Consider the following 21,307-nt stretch of genomic DNA (forward strand, 5'->3'; position numbering starts at 1 on the left):
ACGCTACGGTTCCAATGCCTGCCCGCTTGCCCCGGCAAAGGCAGCCTTTGCCGGGGGCGTTTTAGCAGGAGCCGTTTTCAGCCGACCAGCGGGAGAAGCTGGTCGAGGCTTTTCTTGGCGTCGCCATAGAACATGCGGGTGTTTTCCTTGTAGAAGAGCGGGTTCTCGATGCCTGAATAGCCTGTTCCCTGGCCGCGCTTGGAGACGAAGACCTGCTTGGCCTTCCACACTTCAAGCACCGGCATTCCCGCAATCGGACTGTTGGGGTCTTCCTGTGCAGCCGGATTGACGATGTCGTTCGATCCAATGACGATCGCCACGTCGGTTTGAGCAAAGTCCTCGTTGATCTCGTCCATTTCCAGCACGATGTCATAAGGCACTTTTGCCTCGGCCAGCAGCACGTTCATGTGCCCGGGCAGACGTCCCGCAACCGGGTGAATAGCAAAACGCACCTGCTTGCCGTTCGCCCGCAGTTTACGGGTCAACTCGGAAACGGATTGCTGGGCCTGCGCCACAGCCATTCCATATCCGGGAACGATGATGACGCTGTCGGCGTCGTTCAGCGTCGCGGCCACGCTATCAACGTCGATCGCAATCTGTTCGCCCTCGATTTCCATGGCCGGCCCGGTCGTCGTTCCGAACCCGCCGAGAATGACGGAAACGAAGGAACGGTTCATCGCCTTGCACATGATGTAGGAGAGGATCGCACCTGAAGAGCCCACCAATGCGCCGGTGACGATCAGGAGGTCGTTCGACAGCGAAAAGCCGATCGCCGCCGCCGCCCAGCCCGAATAGCTGTTCAGCATCGAAACCACGACAGGCATGTCGGCGCCGCCAATACCCATGATCAGGTGGTAGCCGATGAACAGGGCCGCCAGCGTCATCACCGCGAGCGCCGGCGTGCTGGCCGTGTTCAGGTAGACGATCAGCAGCACCAGCGAGATAAGCGCGGCTGCGGCGTTCAGCATGTGGCCGCCGGGCAGCTTTCTCGCCTTGCCGTCCACTTTGCCCGCCAGCTTGCCAAATGCGATGACCGAACCGGTAAAGGTCACCGCGCCGATGAACACGCCGAGGAAGGTCTCGACCCGCAGGATGGAGATCTCGACCGGGGTCTTGTGGGCCACTGCGGCGGCAAAGCCGGTGAGGGCGGCGCGCGCGTCGGCGGCCATCGCCGCGATGCCCACCATTTCGATATGGGTGTTGAAGCCGATGAATACGGCCGCCAGACCCACCAGCGAATGCATGGCGGCGACGAGTTGCGGCATCTCGGTCATCTGCACCCGCTGCGCCACGACCCAGCCCGCCGCGCCACCGGCCAGGAGCACCGCCAGCGACAGTTGCCACAGGCCCGAACCGGGTCCGACCAGCGTGGCTCCGATGGCCAGCGCCATGCCGACGATGCCGTACCAGACGGCGCGCTTGGCGCTTTCCTGCCCGGAAAGGCCGCCGAGAGAGAGGATGAACAGGACTGCCGCGACAATATAGGCTGCGGTGGTGAAACCGATTTCCATGGTCCCCTCCCTTACGACTTCTGGAACATGGCGAGCATTCGCCGCGTGACGAGGAAACCGCCGAAAATATTCACCCCGGCCATCAGCACGGAGAGCGCGGCGAGCACGACGACCAGCCAGTTGCCCGAGCCGATCTGCAGCAGCGCGCCCAGGATGATGATTGAGGAAATGGCGTTGGTGATCGCCATAAGCGGGGTATGCAGGCTGTGGCTGACGTTCCAGATCACCTGGAAACCGACGAAACAGGCCAGCACGAAGACGATGAAATGCGACATGAAACTGGCCGGGGCGAAATATCCCGCCAGCAGGAGCAGCACGCCGCCCACGGCCAGCAGCGCCACCTGATTGCGGGTCTGGGTCTTGAAGGCGGCCGCTTCATGGGCGCGCCTTTCTTCCGGGGTCAGTTCTTTCGGCTTGTCCTTCGGCTTGGCGGCTGCAATGGCCTTCACTTTGGGTGGCGGTGGCGGCCATGTGATCTCGCCGGCTCGCGCCACGGTGGAGCCGCGAATGACGTCGTCCTCCATGTCATGGGCGATGACGCCATCCTTTTTCGGCGTCAGGTCGCTCAACATATGGCGGATATTGTTGGCGTAGAGGCTGGAAGCCTGTGCGGCCATCCGGCTGGGGAAGTCGGTATAGCCGATTATGGTTACGCCATTGTCGGTGACGATGCGCTCGTCCGGAACCGTCAGGTCGCAATTGCCGCCTCGCTCGGCGGCCAGATCCACAACCACTGACCCGCGCTTCATGGCGCGAACCATGTCTTCAGTCCACAGCTTGGGCGCGGGACGGCCGGGGATGAGGGCCGTGGTGATCACGATATCCACCTGCGGCGCCAGTTCACGGAATTTGGCGAGCTGCTTGGCGTGGAACTCCGGTGAGGAGGGAGCGGCGTAGCCGCCGGTGGCGGCGCCATCCTGCGTCGGCTCGAAATCGAGGAATACGAATTCCGCGCCCATGCTCTCGATCTGTTCGGCCACTTCAGGACGTACGTCGAAGGCATAGGTGATGGCGCCCAGGCTGATGCTGGCCCCGATGGCGGCCAGACCGGCCACGCCAGCCCCCACCACCAGCACCCTTGCGGGAGGTATCTTGCCGGCCGCCGTCACCTGCCCGGTGAAGAAGCGGCCGAAATTGTTGGCGGCTTCGATGACGGCGCGGTAGCCGGCCAGATTGGCCATGGAAGACAGCGCATCCATCTTCTGCGCACGGCTGATGCGCGGAACCATGTCCATGGCGATGACGGTGACGCCCTTGCGCCGGGCCTGCTCCAGCAGTTCGGGATTCTGGCCCGGCCAGAAAAACGAGATGAGCGTTTGCCCTTCCTGCATCCGTTCAAGTTCGGCGGCTTCCGGGCCGCGCACCTTGACGAGCACGTCGGATGCGCCGGTCACAGCCTGGGCGTCGGCCAGAACCACGACGCCGGCGTCGATGTAAGCCTGATCGGTGAAGCCGGCCCTCTCGCCGGCGCCCGCTTCGACCATACATTCGTGGCCGAGCTTCTGCAGATGCAGCGCCGAGTCCGGGGTCAGCGCCACCCGACTCTCGCCATCAAAGGTTTCTCTTAGTGCACCGATCTTCAAGTTTGTCTCCCCCTTGAACAGGCTGATGCTTCATTTGCGGCCGTCGGGAACCGTTGCGCGCGGTTCCGGAAAAACTGGTCGGACAGTTTCTGAACCACGCCAGCCACCAAGCGAGAACCCAGTTGCGTGATTTTTCCACCAATTACAACATCGCCTTGGCGTCGAAGCACCGAAGATCCCGGTTTTTCACCGGCGCTGAGCATGATGCGAGCGCCGCCCTTCGCAAAAGCTGCGATGCCCGCGTCGATCGTGGACGCCTTGACGAGGGCGGCCAGCGGCGTGGCGAGGCCGACGCCCTGTGCTGTATCACCCGGTGGGATGCAATATAGGGGCCAGGAGTTCCGGCGCCCCTGGCCGACAACGGCGTCACTGTCGGCAGATGGAAACAACCCGCCATCGGATTGGATAAGCGCACAGGGCAAAGGACGCCGCCAAACCCGCGACATAGGTCGGGATGCATAAATATATGATTTATCAGATTTTTTGCGGATTTGCCGTCAAGGGAGAGCGGGGTGTTTTGCTCTCTGAGCTTTTGAGGTCGGATGGTGGGCGTACCAAGGATCGAACTTGGGACCCCTTCGATGTCAACGAAGTGCTCTCCCGCTGAGCTATACGCCCATCCAATGGCGGGCTTACATCATTTTTGTTTCGGCCCGTCAATAGTGTGGTGCGGAAATTTTGATCGCCTATGCGGCCTGCAGCATCTTTTCCACTTCGTTGACGAGGTCGCGCAGATGGAACGGCTTCGACAGCACCTTTGCGTCGCGTGGAGCCTTGGAATCGGGATTGAGAGCCACCGCCGCAAAGCCGGTGATGAACATCACCTTGAGGTCGGGATCGATCTCGGTGGCGCGGCGCGCCAACTCGATGCCGTCCATCTCCGGCATGACGATGTCGGTCAGCAGAAGCGAGAAGGGCTCCTCGCGCAGACGCTCATAGGCGCTTGCGCCATTGTCGAAGTCGCTGACCTGATGGCCGGCGCGCTCCAGCGCCTTGACCAGGAAGCGGCGCATATCGTCATCATCTTCCGCCAGCAGAATATGTGCCATAGTATCCCGTCCGAATCACCAACTCGGCCGGCTCATGCCAAGCCCGTTATTCGAGCTGTATATGAGTCCGCGCCGGTAAAGATCAAGTGAAGACAGCCGGGAGCGTTGCTTCGGAGTCCGTCGCGAAGCGCTGGACTCGTTCCCCCGTGGATGGCAGTTTCATGCGAATGAAATCGCAGTCTCCAAAGGGTCATCGAAATTGACGACAGCGGCCGAGGATTTTTCGGTTGTCCCCGCCTTCGAAGTGCGGTCAGCCGCCGAACAGCGCGTGCCGTTCGTGTTCAGTTCGCCGCACAGCGGGCGCTATTACCCCGAACGCTTCCTCACCATGAGCCGGCTGGACGAGCGCGACGTGCGCCGCTCCGAGGACTGCTATGTGGACGAGTTGTTCGGCGGCTGCGTCCTGCTTGGCGCGCCGCTGCTGGCGGCCAATTTCCCGCGCGCCTATCTGGACGCCAACCGCGAGCCATGGGAACTCGATCCGCGCATGTTCGTGGAGCCGGTGCCGCCTTATTGCAACATCCGCTCGGCAAGGGTGGCCGGGGGGCTGGGCACGGTGCCGAAGCTGGTGGGCGAGGGCTTCGACATCTACTCCGGCCGATTGCCGCTGGCGGAGGCGGTGACGCGGATCGAGAATGTCTACAAGCCCTATCATGAAACGCTGAGGCGGCTGCTGTCGCAAACCCGCGCCGAATTCGGCTTCGCGGTGCTGGTCGACTGTCATTCCATGCCGGCCGGGGTTCGGGTGAGCGACAGCGGGATGCGGCCCGATTTCATCATCGGCGACCGCTTCGGAACTTCGGCGGCGGCGGCGCTCACCGCCACGGCGATCGACCTGCTTTGCGCCATGGGCTACACCGTCGCCCATAACAAACCCTATGCGGGCGGCTTCATCACCGAGCACTACGGGCGGCCGGCGCGCAAGGTTCACGCCTTGCAGATCGAGATCAACCGCGGCCTCTACATGAATGAGCACACGCTGGAAAAGACAGCCGGGTTCGACGCGCTGGTCGAGGATATGACGCGGTTTTGCGCCGACCTCATGGCCCTGAGCGATCATCATTTCCGCGCGCCGCCGCTGGCGGCCGAGTAGGCCGCCATCTGCGCCCGTGACTTTGACGCCTGCTTTGCTATGAGAAGTTTCGGGGACAGGACTTTGGCGGGCAGAGATCGCGCCCGCCTCATCGACCAGGAGACAGAGTTGCACATTTCACCCGATTTTCTGCGGCGGGTCGCCAGGGTCGCCGCAGCCGAGACCCTTCCGCGGTTCCGCACCCAGGGCGTTGTCGACAACAAGGAGGCGGGTGGCTTCGACCCTGTGACGGAGGCTGACCAGCAGGCTGAACTTGCGATCCGCCGCCTGATCAATGAGGAGTTCCCGGACCATGGCGTTCTGGGCGAGGAGCATGGCAGCGAAAATCTTTCCAGCCGCCATGTCTGGGTGATCGATCCGATCGACGGCACCCGCGCCTTCATTTCCGGCCTGCCGGTATGGGGCACGCTGGTGGGGCTGACCGTTGATGGCGAAGCGGTGGCGGGCATGATGTCCCAGCCCTTCACCGGCGAGCTGTTCTACGCCGACGGCTCGGGTTCGCACTATGAGGGACCGGGCGGTCCCCGCCAACTGGCGACCCGCAAGACCGTGAACCTCGCCGACGCGATCTCGTTCACCACGACGCCGGCCCTGTTCAAGGGGGACATGCGGAAACGCTACGACAGCTTCGAAAGCAAGGTGCGGCTGGCGCGCTACGGCACCGATTGCTACGCCTTCGCAATGCTGGCGGCCGGCTCGGTCGACATCGTCATGGACCCCGGGCTGAAGCCCTATGATATCGTGGCGCTCATCCCGATCATCGAACAGGCGGGCGGCGTCGTCACCACATTCGATGGCGGACCTGCCGAGAGCGGCGGCGACATACTGGCGGCGGCCACGCCGCAACTGCACGAAGCCGCGATGGCTGCATTGCGGGGATAATGGGGTCAGGCGGCGGTGAAGACGTCTTCCTCGTGGCCGGGCACGAAGGCGTCGAACGCGGCCAGGAACTGCTCGCGGTAGAAGTCGGCTTCCTGCAGGATCTCGTGACGGGCGCCATCGATGGTGAGCAGCGACGACAGCCGCAGATGCCGGGTGAAATGCGCGATGGCGCGGGTGGAGACGATCCTGTCCGCGCCGGCGGCGACAATCAGCGTTGGAATGCGCATGCGCGCCATGAATTGCGGATCGCTGATTTTCCGAACCGCCTTGCCCGCCTCCCGCAGCCAGCGCACGGTGGGGCCTTTGAGCGCCAGTTGCGGGTGCGCGTCATAGACGGATGTGTTGCGCCGGAAACGCACGGGATCTGAAGTCAGGTCGTTCATATCGAATGGTGCGGCAGCCTTCTGGCGGCCGCTTTTCACGTACATGCGGCCCAGCCCCACAAGCATGAGCGCCATGGTTATGCGCCGGATCGCCTTCATCGAATAGCGTTGGTCGGGGATGCCGAGGAAGGGTGTGAGCAGCACCATGCGCTGCACGCGGTTGACGAGCGTGGGCGAGGCCAGCAGCGCGATGAGCGCGCCTGTGGAATGGGCGAGGATATAGTAGGGGCCGCGGCAATCGGGCAGCACGATCTCCCTGAAGAATATTTCCAGATCGTCGGTGTAGTCGCGGAAGCTTTTCACATAGCCGCGCTGCGGATCGCGGATCAGCCGGTCGGAAGCGCCCTGGCCGCGCAGGTCGAAAGTCGCCGTGCCGAGACCCCGGGCGGACAGGTCCCGTATTGTCTCGAAATATTTCTCGATGCACTCGTTGCGGCCTTGCAGCAGGATCACGGTGCCTTTTTCAGGACGTCCGACCGGCGCGAAACGGGCGTAGCGAAGCCGTTTCCCGTCGCGGGCCTGAAAGAAGCCGGCGGCGGCGTTGTCGGGAAGCGGATTGTCGCTGGTCTGGAAAAAATGCTCTGTCATCCGGCCGCCGGGCTGTGCTGCGGGTCACACCACGGTGATAGGTAGCGTCGGCGCATATTGCAAAGGAAATCAGGATCGGTTGCCGGGAAGGGAGCCGGAAGCCGCCTCAGACGGCTTCCGGCCACTGACAATGCGGGTGGAAGGGACGTTGCACCCGCATCGGCTCCGGTCTGGCGTCCGCGCCGTTCCGTTGCATGTGAAGAAATAGAGACCGCCACCTGAACGGGCTTTGAGCGCGACGTTCATCGGGCGTTCACCTGCATGTTCGCCGAGGGTCTTGAAACTGTTTTGGGAGGCTCCCAAATGTACCTTGCGGTCGCCGATGTCGGGGCCGCTGGCTCAGGAAGCGCCCTTCAGGGGCTTTTGGAGAGTCACAACGCAAACCTTGTTGCTCGACAGGAGAACACACCATGCGTCACGTCGATTTTTCCCCCCTCTATCGTTCGACCGTAGGCTTCGACCGCCTGTTCACCATGCTGGACACGCTCGGTCAGCCCGAAGGCGGTCAGTCCTATCCGCCCTATAATATCGAAAAGACCGGTGAGGATGCCTATCGCATTTCCATGGCGGTGGCCGGCTTCGCCGAAGACGAAATTTCCATCGAGGCGCACCGCAATGTGCTGACCGTCAAGGGTGATCGCAGCGCTGAGACGGAAAGCGACGGCTCGGAGCTGCTTTATCGCGGCATCGCCTCGCGCGCCTTCGAGCGCCGCTTCCAGCTTGCCGACCATGTCGATGTCGTCGGCGCGGCCCTCAGGAACGGTCTGCTGCACATCGACCTGAAGCGCAACATCCCCGAGGAGCTGAAGCCGCGCAAGATCGCGATCACCCCGGTGAGCGGCGACAAGGCCAGGCAGATCGAGGCCAAGACCGTCAACTGATCTTCCTCTCATCCTCCCGAGAGGAAAGCGGCGCGGGGCGACCCGCGCCGCTTTTTCATGGGCCGGTTCAGCCGAGCAGACTGGCGAAGCGCCCGATTTGGTCCCGTGTGGTGGCGAAGCTGGTGACGAAACGGTAGAGTTTCTCGTTCTCGCCCAGTGGCCCGGCGAAGCCGGCCGGCAGCGGCCAGTGGTGGAAAGCCGCTCCGGCCGCCTGCAAACTTTCGGCCTGATCGTCGCCGATCACGGCGAAGACCTCGTTGGCCTGCGGCCTCCATGCAAGGTGCAGAGACGGGGCCGCTTCGACTACGTCTGCGAGGTGAGCGGCCATGGCGTTCGAATGCCGTGCATTTTCAAGCCACAGCCCGTCCCTGAAATAGGCGTCGAACTGCGCGGCGACGAAACGCGATTTGGAAAAGAGCTGCCCGGCGCGCTTGCGCAGGAAAGCCAGTTCGCGCGCCAGATCGAGATCGAACAGCACGATCGCCTCGGCGCACCAGCAGCCATTCTTGGTGCCGCCGAAGGACACGATATCGACGCCGCGTTTCCACGTCATTTCGGCCGGGGTGCATCCCAGGGCGACCAGCGCGTTGGCGAAGCGTGCGCCATCCATATGCAGCGGCAGGGAGCGGCTCCCGGCGATGACGGAAATCGCCTCGATATCTTCCAGCGAATAAATCGCGCCGATCTCTGTCGCCTGGGTGATCGATACGGCGGCGGGACGTCCGGAATGCACGGATTCAGGAAAAAAGCCGCCGAGCGCCCGTTGCAGCGCGACCGGATCGATGCGGCCGAACGCGCCGTCAACGCCGCGCAGGCGTCCGCCTCCGGAAAGATATTCCATTGCCCCGCATTCGTCTTCTATGACATGCGATTCGCAATGACAGAACGCCATGCCGCCGGGTTTGCCGTAGAGAGCCAGCGAGAGCGCGTTTGCCGCCGTCCCTGTCGCTACGAAAAATACCGCAACTTTGCGTTCGAAGATTTCACCGAATTTTTCATAGACCGCCTTGTCGAGATCGCTGTCGCCATAGGCCGTGCTGAAGCCGCCTGCGGAACCCGACAGACGGGAGGCGATGGCGGGGTGCGCGCCGGCCCAGTTGTCGGAAGCGAAGAACATTTGCGGCTCCGTTGCTGGTGTTTTCCCCGCGCGCAATTGAGCCTTTTCGGCGGCTTCTTGCAAGGCGCTGAAAGGCGGACCGGGGCCTGTCGCTGTTCAATGCGCCTGCAAGCGCGCAAGGATCGACCGAAAGTTTCCGTTTCCGACAGGCTTCCGCAACTTTCTATCCAAAAGAGTGGATTTTTTTCATGAATCGGTCTTGTGCGTTTTTTTGATTTCTGCCATAGAAATTTAGGACAGTAATGCTGTCTTATTTATCCGCGCAAGGCGGTCCGGATCGGAGTATGGTACGCTCTTCGATCCGACTGGTGGCGCAAGCGGCTTTTCCCCGCTTACCGGCGGGGCATGAAGAGTTCTCGCCAGCGGTTAAACATACCCAACCGGGAGCCGGATGCTCCCCAGGCAAACAGACGCCTCTCCGGCGCGAAAATGGAGGACGATAGCGATGACGCATGTGACGCCATCTGTGACGACGGATTTCAGGCCGGCCGCACAGACGGGGGCGGCCACCATCAAACGCATCGCTAACCGGGGCATCCCGCCCTCCGCGCAGGGCCTCTACGACCCGCGCAACGAGCATGACGCCTGCGGCGTCGGCTTCATCGCGAACATGAAGGGCGTGAAGTCGCATCAGATCGTCAAGGACGGCCTGTTCGTGCTGGAGAATCTGACGCATCGCGGCGCGGTGGGCTCTGACCCGCTGGTCGGGGACGGCGCGGGCGTGCTGGTGCAGATCCCGGATCGCTTCTTTCGCGAGGAGATGGCGGCGCAGGGTGTCGACCTGCCGCCGCCCGGTTCCTATGGCGTCGGCCACTGGTTCATGCCGAAGGATGAGGCCCTGCGCGCCCATGTGAACGATGTGATCGTTGAATCGGCGCAATCCGAAGGGTTCACCATCCTCGGTTTCCGCGACGTTCCGGTCGACAATTCGTCGCTGTCGAGCGCGGCGGGCATCGTCGCCGCAGAACCGTTCCACCGGCAGGTCTTCTTCGACCGTCCGTCCGACGCCGGAGATGACGACGCGTTCGAGCGCCGGCTGTTCATCCTGCGCAAGGTCATATCGGGGCGCATCTACGCCGAGAACGACAATCGCGACATCGGCTCCTATTGCGTGTCGCTGTCGGCCCGCACCATCGTCTACAAGGGCATGTTCCTCGCCAGTCAGGTGGGGGCTTACTACAGGGACCTTCTCGATCCGCGTTTCGAATCCGCGCTGATCCTCGTCCATCAGCGCTTTTCGACCAACACCTTCCCGTCGTGGAAGCTGGCGCATCCCTACCGCATGGTCGCGCACAATGGCGAGATCAACACGGTGCGCGGCAACAACAACTGGATGGCGGCCCGTCAGGCGTCGGTCGACAGCGAACTGTTCGGCAACGACATCTCGAAGCTGTGGCCGATTTCCTATGAAGGTCAGTCCGACACGGCCTGCTTCGACAACGCGCTCGAATTCCTGTTCCAGGGCGGCTACAGCCTGGCCCACGCCATGATGATGCTGATCCCGGAAGCCTGGGCCGGCAACAAGCTGATGAGCGAGGAACGCAAGGCATTCTACGAGTATCATGCCGCCCTCATGGAGCCGTGGGACGGACCGGCCGCGGTGGTGTTCACCGACGGCCGCCAGATTGGCGCGACGCTGGACCGCAACGGCCTGCGCCCGGCGCGCTATCTCGTCACCGACGATGACCGGGTGATCCTTGCATCCGAAGCCGGCGTGCTGCCGGTGGCGGAAGAGCATGTCGTCACCAAATGGCGTTTGCAGCCAGGGCGCATGCTGCTGATCGACCTCGACAAGGGACGGATCGTCTCCGACGAGGAAATCAAGACCGAGATCGCCACAAGGCATCCCTATGGCAAGTGGCTGGCGAACACGCAGCTCATCCTGGAAGACCTCAATCCGGTCGAGCCGCGCGCGCTGCGCAAGGACGTGTCGCTGCTCGACCGCCAGCAGGCATTCGGCTACACTCAGGAAGATCTCAAGCTTCTGATGTCCCCGATGGCGACCACGGGGCAGGAGGCCGTGGGCTCGATGGGCACCGATACGCCGATCACGGCCATGTCGGACAAGCCGAAGCTGCTCTATACCTATTTCAAGCAGAATTTCGCGCAGGTCACCAACCCGCCGATCGATCCGATCCGCGAGGAACTGGTGATGAGCCTGGTCTCCTTCATCGGGCCGAGGCCGAACATCTTCGATCTTGTCGGTTCCTCGCGCCGAAAGCGGCTGGAGGTGCGCCAGCCCATTCTCACCAATGCGGACCTCGAAAAGATCCGCTCCATCGGCCACACCGAGGAGCGCTTCGACACCAAGACCATCGACATCACCTATTCGGTGACGGAAGGAGCCGAAGGCATGCCGGCGGCTATCGAGCGGCTGTGCGAGCGCGCCGAGGCGGCGGTGGCCGGCGGCTACAACATCATCATCCTGTCCGACCGCCAGATCGGGCCGGATCGCATCGACATTCCGACCCTGCTGGCCACGGCGGCCGTGCATCATCACCTGATCCGCAAGGGGCTGCGCACTTCCGTCGGGCTGGTGGTGGAATCGGGCGAGCCGCGCGAGGTCCATCATTTCTGCTGCCTCGCCGGCTATGGCGCGGAAGCGATCAACCCGTATCTGGCTTTCGACACGCTGGTCGACATGCACGCCAGGGGCCAGTTTCCGCCGGAAGTGGACGCGCAGGAACTGGTGACGCGCTACATCAAGTCGATTGGCAAGGGCATTCTCAAGGTCATGTCCAAGATGGGCATCTCGACCTACCAGTCCTATTGCGGCGCGCAGATTTTCGACGCCATCGGGCTCAAGTCCGAATTCGTCGACAAATATTTCACCGGCACCGCCACGCTGATCGAGGGTGTGGGACTTGAGCAGATCGCGACCGAAACCGTCTCCCGCCATGAATCGGCCTTCGGTGACGATCCGGTGCTGCGCCGTGCGCTGGAAGTTGGCGGAGACTATAATTTCCGCATGCGCGGCGAGGCTCATGCCTGGACGCCGGATGCGGTGGCGAACCTCCAGCATGCCGTGCGGCAAGGCTCCTGGGAAACCTTCAAGACCTTCTCCGAGCAGGTGAACGACGCGTCCTCCAGCGCCCACTCCATCCGCGGCCTGTTCAGGATCAGGACCGCGGAGGAGGTCGGCCGCAGGAAGGCGCGGCTGGACGACGTGATGCCGGCCTCGGAGATCGTCAGGCGCTTCTCCACCGGCGCGATGTCCTTCGGCTCGATCAGCCGCGAGGCGCATACGACGCTGGCGATCGCAATGAACCGCATCGGCGGCAAGTCGAACACCGGCGAGGGCGGCGAGGAACCGGACCGCTACCTGCCGCTGCCGGGCGGCGGGGCCAATCCCGAGCGTTCGGCCATCAAGCAGGTCGCGTCTGGCCGCTTCGGAGTGACGACGGAATATCTGGTCAATTCGGACATGATGCAGATCAAGGTCGCGCAAGGGGCGAAGCCCGGCGAGGGCGGCCAGCTTCCCGGCCACAAGGTCGACGCCACCATCGCCAAGACGCGGCATTCGACGCCGGGCGTCGGCCTCATCTCGCCACCGCCGCACCATGACATCTATTCGATCGAGGATCTGGCGCAGCTCATCTACGACCTGAAGAACGTCAATCCGCGCGCCGATGTGTCGGTCAAGCTGGTGTCGGAGGTGGGCGTCGGCACGGTTGCGGCCGGTGTCGCCAAGGCGCGCGCCGATCACATCACCGTTTCCGGCTATGACGGCGGCACGGGCGCCTCGCCGCTCACCTCGCTCAAGCATGCCGGCAGCCCGTGGGAGCTGGGCCTGGCCGAAACGCACCAGACGCTGGTGCTGAACGGGTTGCGCAGCCGGGTGGCGTTGCAGGTCGATGGCGGATTGCGCACCGGCCGGGACGTCATTATTGGCGCGCTGCTGGGGGCCGACGAGTTCGGCTTCGCCACCGCGCCGCTCATCGCGGCCGGCTGCATCATGATGCGCAAGTGCCATCTCAACACCTGCCCGGTAGGCGTGGCGACGCAGGACCCTGTTCTGCGCAAGCGCTTCAAGGGCGCGCCCGAACATATCATCAACTACTTCTTCTATGTCGCGGAAGAGGTGCGCGAATTGCTGGCGGAAATGGGCTTCACCCATCTCGACCAGATCATCGGCAACACCGATCTTCTTGAAAAGCGCGCGCTCATCGATCATTGGAAAGCGAGGGGGCTCGATTTCTCGCGCCTGTTCCACAAGCCTGATGCTCCGGCCGACCAGACACACTGGACCGAGCGCCAGAACCACCCGATCGACGATGTGCTCGACCGCAAGCTGATCGAGCAGGCGACGCCGGCGCTGGAGGCGCAGCAGGCCGTGAGCATCGAGGTTCCGATCCGCAATGTCGACCGCTCCGCCGGCGCGATGCTGTCGGGGGAGGTGGTGCGCCGCTTCGGCCACAAGGGCCTGCGACCGGACACCATCTCCGTCACGCTGACCGGCACGGCCGGACAGTCCTTCGCGGCTTTCCTGGCGCGGGGCGTGTCGTTTACTCTGATTGGTGACGGCAACGACTATGTCGGCAAGGGTCTGTCAGGCGGGCGCATCGTCATCCGCCCGCCGCAGGACACCAGGATCGTGGCGGCGGACTCCATCATCGCCGGCAACACGGTGCTTTATGGCGCGATCGAGGGCGAAGCCTATTTCGCCGGCGTCGCCGGCGAGCGCTTCGCGGTGCGCAACTCCGGAGCGATCGCCGTCGTCGAAGGCGTGGGCGACCATGGCTGCGAATATATGACCGGCGGCGTGGTGGTGGTGATCGGTCGCACCGGTCGCAACTTCGCGGCCGGCATGTCCGGCGGCGTCGCCTATGTCCTCGACGAGGAAGGCGATTTCGCCCGGCGCTGCAACATGGCCATGGTCGAACTGGAGCCGGTGCCGGAAGAGGACGACATCCTTGAAAAGCTGCACCATCACGGCGGCGACATCGCCCACAAGGGTCGGGTCGACGTGTCCGGCGACATGACCAGCCATGACGAGGAGCGGCTCTACCAGCTCATCCTCAACCATGTTCACTACACGGGTTCGCAGCGCGGGCGCGCCATACTCGACGACTGGGCGAATTACCGGCCGAAATTCCGCAAGGTGATGCCGGTCGAATACCGGCGCGCCCTGCAGGAGATGGAGCGCGCCCGCATGAATGTGGCGGCGGAATAGGATGGGCACGCCGCTCTTCCTCTACGGCGTCCCGCCAGACCTCAAACCGGGAGCGCTTGCGCGCTAGCTGCGGGGCCGCATCCTGCGGCTCCCCAATCGCCGTGGCGCGCCTGAGCGCCCGGAACCGTCAGCACCCGTACGAACGGCCCGCGCGCCATGCGCCTGCGTGCCGCACGCAAAGGTCAAGGAACCATAATGGGCAAGGTAACAGGTTTTCTGGAGATCGACCGGCAGGTCCACAAGTACCAGCCGGCCTCCGATCGCATTCGTCATTTTCGCGAGTTCACGCTGCCGCTGTCGGACAGCGAGGTGGAAAAGCAGGCGGCCCGCTGCATGGATTGCGGCATTCCCTATTGCCACGGACCGACCGGCTGCCCGGTGCACAACCAGATCCCGGATTGGAACGACCTCGTCTATAATGGCGAGTGGGAAACGGCGATCCGCAACCTGCATTCCACCAACAATTTTCCCGAGTTTACCGGCCGCATCTGCCCTGCGCCCTGCGAGGAAGCCTGCACGCTGAACCTTGAGGACATTCCGGTCGCCATCAAGACGGTGGAGCAGGCGCTGGCCGACAAGGCCTATGAGATCGGCTTCATCCGTCCCTACCCGCCGCTGATGAAGACCGGCAAGCGCGTGGCCATCATCGGCTCGGGGCCTGCCGGCATGGCGGCCGCGCAACAGCTCGGCCGCGCCGGCCATGAGGTTCACCTCTATGAGCGCGAGAGCCGGCCCGGCGGCCTGATGCGCTACGGGATTCCCGACTTCAAGATCGAGAAACATTTCATCGACCGGCGCATCGAGCAGATGCAGGGCGAGGGCGTGACCTTCTTCTGCGGCGTCAATGTCGGCGTCGACAGGAGCATGGACAGCCTGCTTTGCGACTATGACGCGGTGCTTTACTGTGGCGGATCCGAAACGCCGCGCGCCGCCGGTATTCCCGGCGCCGGTCTCGATGGTGTGCATGACGCCATGCCCTATCTGGTGCAGCAGAACCGGCGCGTCGGCGGCGAAGACATCCAGTCGGTCGCGTGGCCGGCGGAACCCATCCTCGCCAATGGCCAGCATGTCGTGGTGGTGGGCGGCGGCGACACCGCTTCCGACTGTGTCGGCACCGCCTTCCGCCAAGGGGCCGTAAGGGTCACCCAGCTCGACATCCGCCCGCAGCCGCCCGAGAAAGAGGACAAGATGGCGGTGTGGCCCTATTGGGCGACCAAGATGCGCACCTCGTCTTCCCAGGCGGAGGGGGCAAAGCGTGAATTCCAGGTGGCGACGCTGGAATTCATGGGTGAAGACGGCAAGCTCATCGGTGTGAAGTGCTGCGAGGTTGATGAAAAGCGCAAGCCGATCGTCGGCAAGGAATTTGTCATTCGCGCCGACCTTGCCTTCATCGCCATCGGCTTCGCCGGTCCGTTCAGCCAAGGCGTCCTGTCGGAATTGAGCGGGCGCATGAAGACGATGATCGACAACCGCCGCTCCACTAATGTCGCGGCCAACGACCGGGACTACCGCACCAGTGTTGAGCGCCTGTTCGCGGCCGGCGATGCGCGGCGCGGGCAGTCGCTGGTCGTGTGGGCGATCCGCGAGGGCAGACAGGCCGCTCGCGCCATTGACGAGGCGCTGATGGGAGCGTCGCTGCTTCCGCGATGAACACGGCCAGCCCGCTCCGGGATAGGGCGGTCAGTTTTCCCGCGCTACCGATCCCGTCGTGTCGTTCTGCAAAGCCTCGGCGGCCTTGCGCTGCGGCGGCCAGGTGAAATCGTCGGCCCGGCCGGGGGAGGCTCCGGTGGGCTCGCCCTTCTCCTCGATCTTCCTTGCAGCCTTCCCTGCGGGAGGCAGGGAAGCGCCAAGCAATTCGACGCCGCCATCCAGCGCCGGATCGCCGAGCAGCATGGGCGGCGTACGGTCGATTGTGTCCGGCGTCAGAGGTGCATCGGTTGAGCCCGGCGCGGGGACGAGCGGAGCGGGGGCAGCCGTCGTTGCATTGGGCGATGCAAGGCCGAGCAGCTTCAACAGCGGCTTTTCAGTGTAGAACGCCACCTTGCGCTTGCCGGCGCGCGTCATGTTGATGCCGTCCTCGGCGCGCAGTGTGACCGGCTGGCCGTTAACGTCGGGGCCTCTGGAGATGAAAGCGCCGTTCTCGTCGACGAAGCCTTCCCAGATGTCAACGAACTCGCCCCCCGAACTTTCGGCCGCTTCGCGATAGAGTTCGTTCAGGGCGAGCATGTCGGAGGTCATGCTGCCGGGCCGGAAGGATGGCATGCCGACCCACAGGAATGGCAGCTTCGCGTCCGAGAAGTGCTTGCCGAAGTTCACGGTGCGCTTCTTGTATTCCTGCGTCCAGCCTTCCGTTCGCGGCGCTTCGCGGGCATCCTCGACCTTCATCTGCTGGCGGTCGTTGGAGCCCATCATGATCAGGACGACGGCCGGCTTTTCCGCTTCAAGTATGGGGCCTATCTGGCCCGGCCAGTTATAGTAGTCGTCACGGACGAAACCGGACGACCCGTTCGAGCGGTCCACCACGCGCACCGCAGGGTTTTCGGCGAAAACAGTCGTCAACCCATCGGCAAGGCCGCTCGCCATGAAGTCGCCGACCACCAGCACCACGCGTGCGTCTGCTTCCTTCTCAACGACAGCCGCCGGCGGTGAAGCCGGTTCGGCCGGCTTGCTGCGCACCGCCGCTTTCGCGCGCGGCGCGCCGGCTTTCGGCTGCTGTCTTTGCGGAACGTTTGCCGGTGGCTCAACGCGTTCGGCGCGGCGTGGCGAGAACAGGTTGCGCAGCCATGGCCGCAATTGCAGATCCTGCGCAAATGCCGGTGAGGTCTGCATGGCCGCGCCTGCGCCAAGGACCAGCACGACAAGGCCCGCCAGGGCGGGCTTCATCGTCCTTCCGATCCGTTGCGACAGTGGCAGAGCCAAGCCGACCTCTCCTCGCGATCCGTTCCTGGGAGCGCGCCGGTCGCGCACAGGCGCCCGGCGGAACCGGTTTGCTATTTCTTGCGCAGCCGCGACAGCACTTCCATGCTTGGATGGCCGTCCTGCTGCATGCCGGCCTGCGCCTGGAAGGCGAGGATCGCCGCCCTTGAGCCTGAGCCGATCTTACCATCGAACTTGCCGGTATAGTAGCCGTACTGCGACAGGCGCTGCTGCAACTCCTGTCGCTGGACAAAGCTGAGCTTGGTGAAGGGGCGGTTCCAGTCCTGCACCAGTCCGCCATAGCCGGCGATCTCGTCGGCGAGCAGTCCCACGGCCAGCGCATATTTGTCGGCATTGTTGTAGCGCTTGATGACCGAGAAATTCTTGATCATCAAGAAGGCCGGGCCCTGACGACCGTCCAGCACCTTCAGTTCGGCCTGCTGCGATCCGTTGGGGAAGGATTTTCCGTTAGCGCGCTTGACGCCGATCGACGCCCACTTGTCGAGCGACATCGAACCGCTCGGGAATTTTCGGCCCGGCGGCAGCACCACCTCGTAGCCCCAGGTCCGGCCGCTCTGCCAGCCATTCTTCGCCAGAAGGTTGGCCGCGGTGGCCAGCGCATCCGGCACCGAACTCCAGATATCGCGCTTGCCATTGCCGTCCATGTCGATGGCATAGGCCTGATAGCTGGTGGGAATGAACTGGGTATGGCCCATTGCGCCGGCCCAGGAGCCGGTGAGATGGCTTTCGTCGATATCGCCGGTTTGCAGGATCTTCAGCGCGGCAATGAGCTGGTTTCGCGCAAATTTGGCGCGGCGCTGATCGGCGTAGCCGAGTGTGGCCAGCGAGCGCACGACAGAGCGCATCACGTCGTCGCGCTTGAGGATTTCGCCATAGTTGGATTCCATGGACCAGATGGCCAGCAGCACGTGGCGATCTACGCCGAAACGCTTTTCGATGCGGTCGAGCCAGGGTTTCCACTTGCGCGCCATCTCGCGGCCCGTGGCGACCGACTCGTCATGGACGCGGTTGTCGAAATAGTCCCATGCCGGCGCCACGAACTCGGGCTGGTATCGGGCCTTTTCGAGAACGACAGGATCGATATCGGTGACGCCCCGGAAAGCGCGGTCGTAGACAGCGCCGGAAACGCCATTCTGAACGGCGGTATTGCGGAAATCGGACACCCACTTGCGGAAGCCGGCATCGGCAAAAGCTGATCCTGTCGGCAGCAGCAAGGCGAATGACAGGCTAGCCGCGGTCAGGGCGCGCAGGAAGGGGCGAGCTTTGCGATCGGACATCTGGTTCTCCTGAGATATGCCGGAAAGCCAATCCATTGCCGGAATTGGGTTAGGATTTAGTTTACCATAGGCCTCGGCGGGAACGAAAATGTGGATCGCCGGTTTACGCTAGGGCCGCCCGAATTTAGCCATTCAGTATTCCTCAATGTCGGCATGTGATTGTCCGGCCGTTTGGCGGCAGGCATTTAAGAGAGTGAGACGCTTAGATTATGAAGAAAGTAAGAAAGGCAGTCTTCCCGGTTGCGGGCTTGGGCACGCGCTTCCTTCCGGCCACCAAAGCCATTCCGAAGGAAATGCTGACGGTGGTCGACCGGCCTGTCATTCAATATGTGGTCGATGAAGCCCGGGAAGCCGGAATCGAGCATTTCATCTTCGTCACCGGTCGCAACAAGGCGGTGATCGAGGACCATTTCGATATCCAGTTCGAGCTCTACGACACGCTCGAGCAGCGCGGAAAGAACGAAATACTCGAGCGTCTGCAACAGCTTCAGCCGGCGCCGGGCCAGACCAGTTTCACGCGCCAGCAGGTTCCTCTGGGACTCGGGCACGCCGTGTGGTGCGCGCGCGAACTGGTGGGAGACGAGCCTTTTGCGCTGCTTTTGCCGGACATGATCATGCAATCGCGCAAGAGCTGCCTGGCCTCCATGGTCGAGCTTTACGAAAACACCGGCTCCAACATCGTGGCCGTGCAGGAATGCGACCCGGCCGAGGCTCACAAATACGGTATCGTGGGGCGTGGCGAGCCGGCGCATACCGGCTTTCGCATCACCGGGATGGTCGAGAAGCCCGCGCCGGGCACGGCGGCTTCCAATCTCTACATCAACGGCCGCTATATCCTGCAGCCGGAGATTTTCGGCATTCTCGAAGGGCAGGAGAGGGGGGCCGGCAATGAAATCCAGCTTACCGACGCCATGCTGCGGCTTGCGAAGGACCAGCCGTTCTACGGTTACCGCTACGAAGGGCGGACTTATGACTGCGGTTCGCCGGAAGGCTTTGTGGAAGCCAATGTGGCGTTCGCGCTGTGGCGCAGCGACCTGAGCGCATCGATGGCCGGCTCCATCCGTTCTTTGCTGGATGAGATCAAGCCCCTGTGACCGGCAGCCATGGATGCCTGTAGCAAGCGGGCGGCGAAAGCGGCCCGTTTCGTCTGGCGGACAGGCTTGCGTCAGCGCCTTGCGGTAATGCCGAGGAAGATGCTGTTGGTCTTTGCGTCGCGTCCGGCGCGGTTGCCGTCCAGCGTTTCATGGCGCGCGCGCAGGGTGAGCCCCGTATAGCGGTTCATCCACCAGGTGAGCCCGGCTTCGGCCGTGTAGATGAGGTCGCGTTCATCCGAGCCGCTATAGTCGCGCCAGTCGAAGCCGAGCAGCGCGTTGGCGGTCAGGTTGGCGCGAATCTGGCGCTCGCCGGTCAGGCGCAGCCCGTAAAGCACCGAACCGCTTTCGCCCGGCGCGGTCGCACCCTCGAATGTGGTCGACCCACGCAAGCGCAGATCGGTGCCGCGCTGGGGCGACCACCTGACTGTGCCGTCTATGGTGGCGGCGGACAATGCTTCGAGGCGGTCGTCGTCATAGCTCTCGCGCAGCCAGCCTGCGGCCAACTCGCCGCCGAATTTCTCGCCGAGGTCGAATTGTACGCCGCCTCTCGCTCCCAACTGGTCGGATGAGCGCCGATATCCGCTTGGATCGAGCCGCTCGTCATGGATGCGCCTGCCGCCCTCGATCTCCACGAACGGCGTCAGGGCCGGGGAAATCTCGTAACCGGTGCGCAGCCGCGCAGTGTAGAGCGTGGAATTGCGGTGCTTTTGGGAAAGGGTGCTGCCGGTGGACAGTTTTGCGTCTTCGTAGATGCTGCGCTGCGCCTCGCCGGTCAGCCCCAGGCGCAGCTTGCCCAGCGCCTTTTCGACTCCCAGGCTGCCATCGATCTGGTGGCGCGTCGGCTGCGAGGCGATGCCGGGAATGGCGATGGGGGAAGACGCCGATTCGGGCGACGCTTCATAGCCGAACCTCGCCGTTGCTCTCCATTCGCGTTCCAGATCGAGGTTCAGCGTTCCTTCGATTCGGCCGCGCACATCCTTCACATGCTGGCCGGAGAGTGACCTGCGCCAGGTCGTGTAGCCGGTGACGTCGGCCGAATGCCGGCTCCAGTTCGAGACCGCATCGAGGCGCAGCGTGGTTTCCGACAGCAGGGCGGATTCGCCCGTAGCGCTTCCATCGGCGTTGGAGGTGGCGGTCAGGCCCTGTTCGAGCGATGGTCGCAGCACGAACGTGCCGAGCGGCACGCCGGGCGCGGCGAAAGGGTCGTCCTCTTGCGGGCGGCGTATCTGCTCTATCGCTCCGGTATGTTCTTCGCGCAGGTTCTGCCGCGCCGGTTCCTCGGCCGTGATCGCGGTGGTGCGTGGATTGGGAGCCGCGTCCCCGGCGGGCTCCTCCAGCGTTGCGGGTCTGCGACGAGGCTGTGGCGGCGGCCTCGCCGGCGCCTCGTCCAGCGGGGTGTCGACCAGAGGGTCGGTGCCCCGCGCAGCGCCGGTGTCCTGAGGCAACCCTGCATCGGAAGAAGTTCGTGCAGGCTGCGTCGGCCGTATTGCCACCGGTGTGTCGTGCTGCAAGCGAATATCGGGCGTCAGCGGCTCGTCCATATTGCCGCGCAGTTGCATTTCCTGGGCCTGAACCGGAACCACCGGCACGAATATGCTGGCCGCGAGCAGGAGCGTGCGTAGTTTCCCCACGCGCCGAACTGTCCCCGATATCGAGTTGAAACGCGGCATCACGACCTCAAAGGCGCGGGCGCGCCATGCTTACCGAACCGTAAATCGCGATGGTTAATGGAGGGTTGA

At 63.5% G+C, this 21,307-nt stretch carries 14 protein-coding genes and 1 tRNA gene; 6 read left to right on the forward strand and 9 right to left on the reverse strand.

What is annotated here, in order from left to right; genetic code table 11:
• Positions 1-77 precede the first annotated feature (77 nt).
• The 4 genes from ABID44_RS10995 to cpdR form a co-directional block, all read right to left on the reverse strand.
• Positions 78-1,511 (reverse strand): NAD(P)(+) transhydrogenase (Re/Si-specific) subunit beta, encoded by a 1,434-nt coding sequence (locus ABID44_RS10995; protein WP_354151758.1) that lies wholly within the window; start codon positions 1,509-1,511, stop codon positions 78-80.
• A gap of 11 nt (positions 1,512-1,522) precedes the next feature.
• Positions 1,523-3,094, reverse strand: coding sequence for a Re/Si-specific NAD(P)(+) transhydrogenase subunit alpha (locus ABID44_RS11000; protein WP_354151759.1), 1,572 nt, complete (start codon positions 3,092-3,094; stop codon positions 1,523-1,525).
• Positions 3,095-3,637: 543 nt separating this feature from the next.
• Positions 3,638-3,712, reverse strand: a tRNA-Val gene (locus tag ABID44_RS11010).
• Positions 3,713-3,780: 68 nt separating this feature from the next.
• Positions 3,781-4,143 (reverse strand): cell cycle two-component system response regulator CpdR, encoded by a 363-nt coding sequence (cpdR, locus tag ABID44_RS11015; protein WP_354151761.1) that lies wholly within the window; start codon positions 4,141-4,143, stop codon positions 3,781-3,783.
• 199 nt (positions 4,144-4,342) lie between these two features.
• On the opposite strand from cpdR, the gene ABID44_RS11020 reads away from it, so the two are divergent.
• Together ABID44_RS11020 and hisN are read left to right on the forward strand one after the other, a co-directional pair.
• Positions 4,343-5,236: an N-formylglutamate amidohydrolase gene (locus tag ABID44_RS11020; RefSeq protein ID WP_354151762.1), complete on the forward strand. Its 894-nt coding sequence runs from the start codon at positions 4,343-4,345 to the stop codon at positions 5,234-5,236.
• Positions 5,237-5,344: 108 nt separating this feature from the next.
• On the forward strand, positions 5,345-6,118 hold the full coding sequence (gene hisN, locus ABID44_RS11025; protein ID WP_354151844.1) for a histidinol-phosphatase: 774 nt from the start codon (positions 5,345-5,347) through the stop codon (positions 6,116-6,118).
• A gap of 5 nt (positions 6,119-6,123) precedes the next feature.
• Here hisN and ABID44_RS11030 read toward each other — a convergent pair whose 3' ends face one another.
• Positions 6,124-7,089 (reverse strand): alpha/beta fold hydrolase, encoded by a 966-nt coding sequence (locus ABID44_RS11030; RefSeq protein ID WP_354151763.1) that lies wholly within the window; start codon positions 7,087-7,089, stop codon positions 6,124-6,126.
• Between the two features lie 410 nt (positions 7,090-7,499).
• Between ABID44_RS11030 and ABID44_RS11035 the strand changes: the two genes are divergently transcribed.
• Positions 7,500-7,970 (forward strand): Hsp20 family protein, encoded by a 471-nt coding sequence (locus ABID44_RS11035; RefSeq protein ID WP_354151764.1) that lies wholly within the window; start codon positions 7,500-7,502, stop codon positions 7,968-7,970.
• Positions 7,971-8,037: 67 nt separating this feature from the next.
• Here the strand turns inward: ABID44_RS11035 and ABID44_RS11040 are convergent, their stop codons facing one another.
• The gene (locus ABID44_RS11040) at positions 8,038-9,087 is read right to left on the reverse strand and encodes a threonine aldolase family protein (RefSeq protein ID WP_354151765.1); all 1,050 of its coding nucleotides are present in this window, start codon (positions 9,085-9,087) and stop codon (positions 8,038-8,040) included.
• 445 nt (positions 9,088-9,532) lie between these two features.
• On the opposite strand from ABID44_RS11040, the gene gltB reads away from it, so the two are divergent.
• Entirely contained in the window at positions 9,533-14,260 is a 4,728-nt protein-coding gene (gene gltB, locus ABID44_RS11045; protein ID WP_354151766.1) for a glutamate synthase large subunit, read from the forward strand.
• A 195-nt stretch (positions 14,261-14,455) separates the two neighbouring features.
• Entirely contained in the window at positions 14,456-15,910 is a 1,455-nt protein-coding gene (locus tag ABID44_RS11050) for a glutamate synthase subunit beta (protein WP_354151767.1), read from the forward strand.
• A 30-nt stretch (positions 15,911-15,940) separates the two neighbouring features.
• On the opposite strand, the gene ABID44_RS11055 is transcribed toward ABID44_RS11050, so the two are convergent.
• Together ABID44_RS11055 and ABID44_RS11060 are read right to left on the reverse strand one after the other, a co-directional pair.
• On the reverse strand, positions 15,941-17,143 hold the full coding sequence (locus ABID44_RS11055) for an SGNH/GDSL hydrolase family protein (RefSeq protein WP_354151768.1): 1,203 nt from the start codon (positions 17,141-17,143) through the stop codon (positions 15,941-15,943).
• 107 nt (positions 17,144-17,250) lie between these two features.
• On the reverse strand, positions 17,251-18,474 hold the full coding sequence (locus tag ABID44_RS11060; protein WP_354151769.1) for a lytic murein transglycosylase: 1,224 nt from the start codon (positions 18,472-18,474) through the stop codon (positions 17,251-17,253).
• A 209-nt stretch (positions 18,475-18,683) separates the two neighbouring features.
• Here ABID44_RS11060 and galU point away from each other — a divergent pair, with 209 nt between their 5' ends.
• Positions 18,684-19,568, forward strand: coding sequence for a UTP--glucose-1-phosphate uridylyltransferase GalU (gene galU / locus ABID44_RS11065; RefSeq protein WP_354151770.1), 885 nt, complete (start codon positions 18,684-18,686; stop codon positions 19,566-19,568).
• A 71-nt stretch (positions 19,569-19,639) separates the two neighbouring features.
• Here the strand turns inward: galU and ABID44_RS11070 are convergent, their stop codons facing one another.
• Positions 19,640-21,199 carry an outer membrane beta-barrel protein gene (locus ABID44_RS11070; protein ID WP_354151771.1) on the reverse strand — a complete coding sequence of 520 codons (1,560 nt, stop codon included), beginning with the start codon at positions 21,197-21,199 and terminating at the stop codon, positions 19,640-19,642.
• Positions 21,200-21,307 lie beyond the last annotated feature (108 nt).

It is taken from the genome of Aquamicrobium ahrensii (genome assembly GCF_040545755.1).
GTDB classification, from domain to species: domain Bacteria; phylum Pseudomonadota; class Alphaproteobacteria; order Rhizobiales; family Rhizobiaceae; genus Mesorhizobium; species Mesorhizobium ahrensii.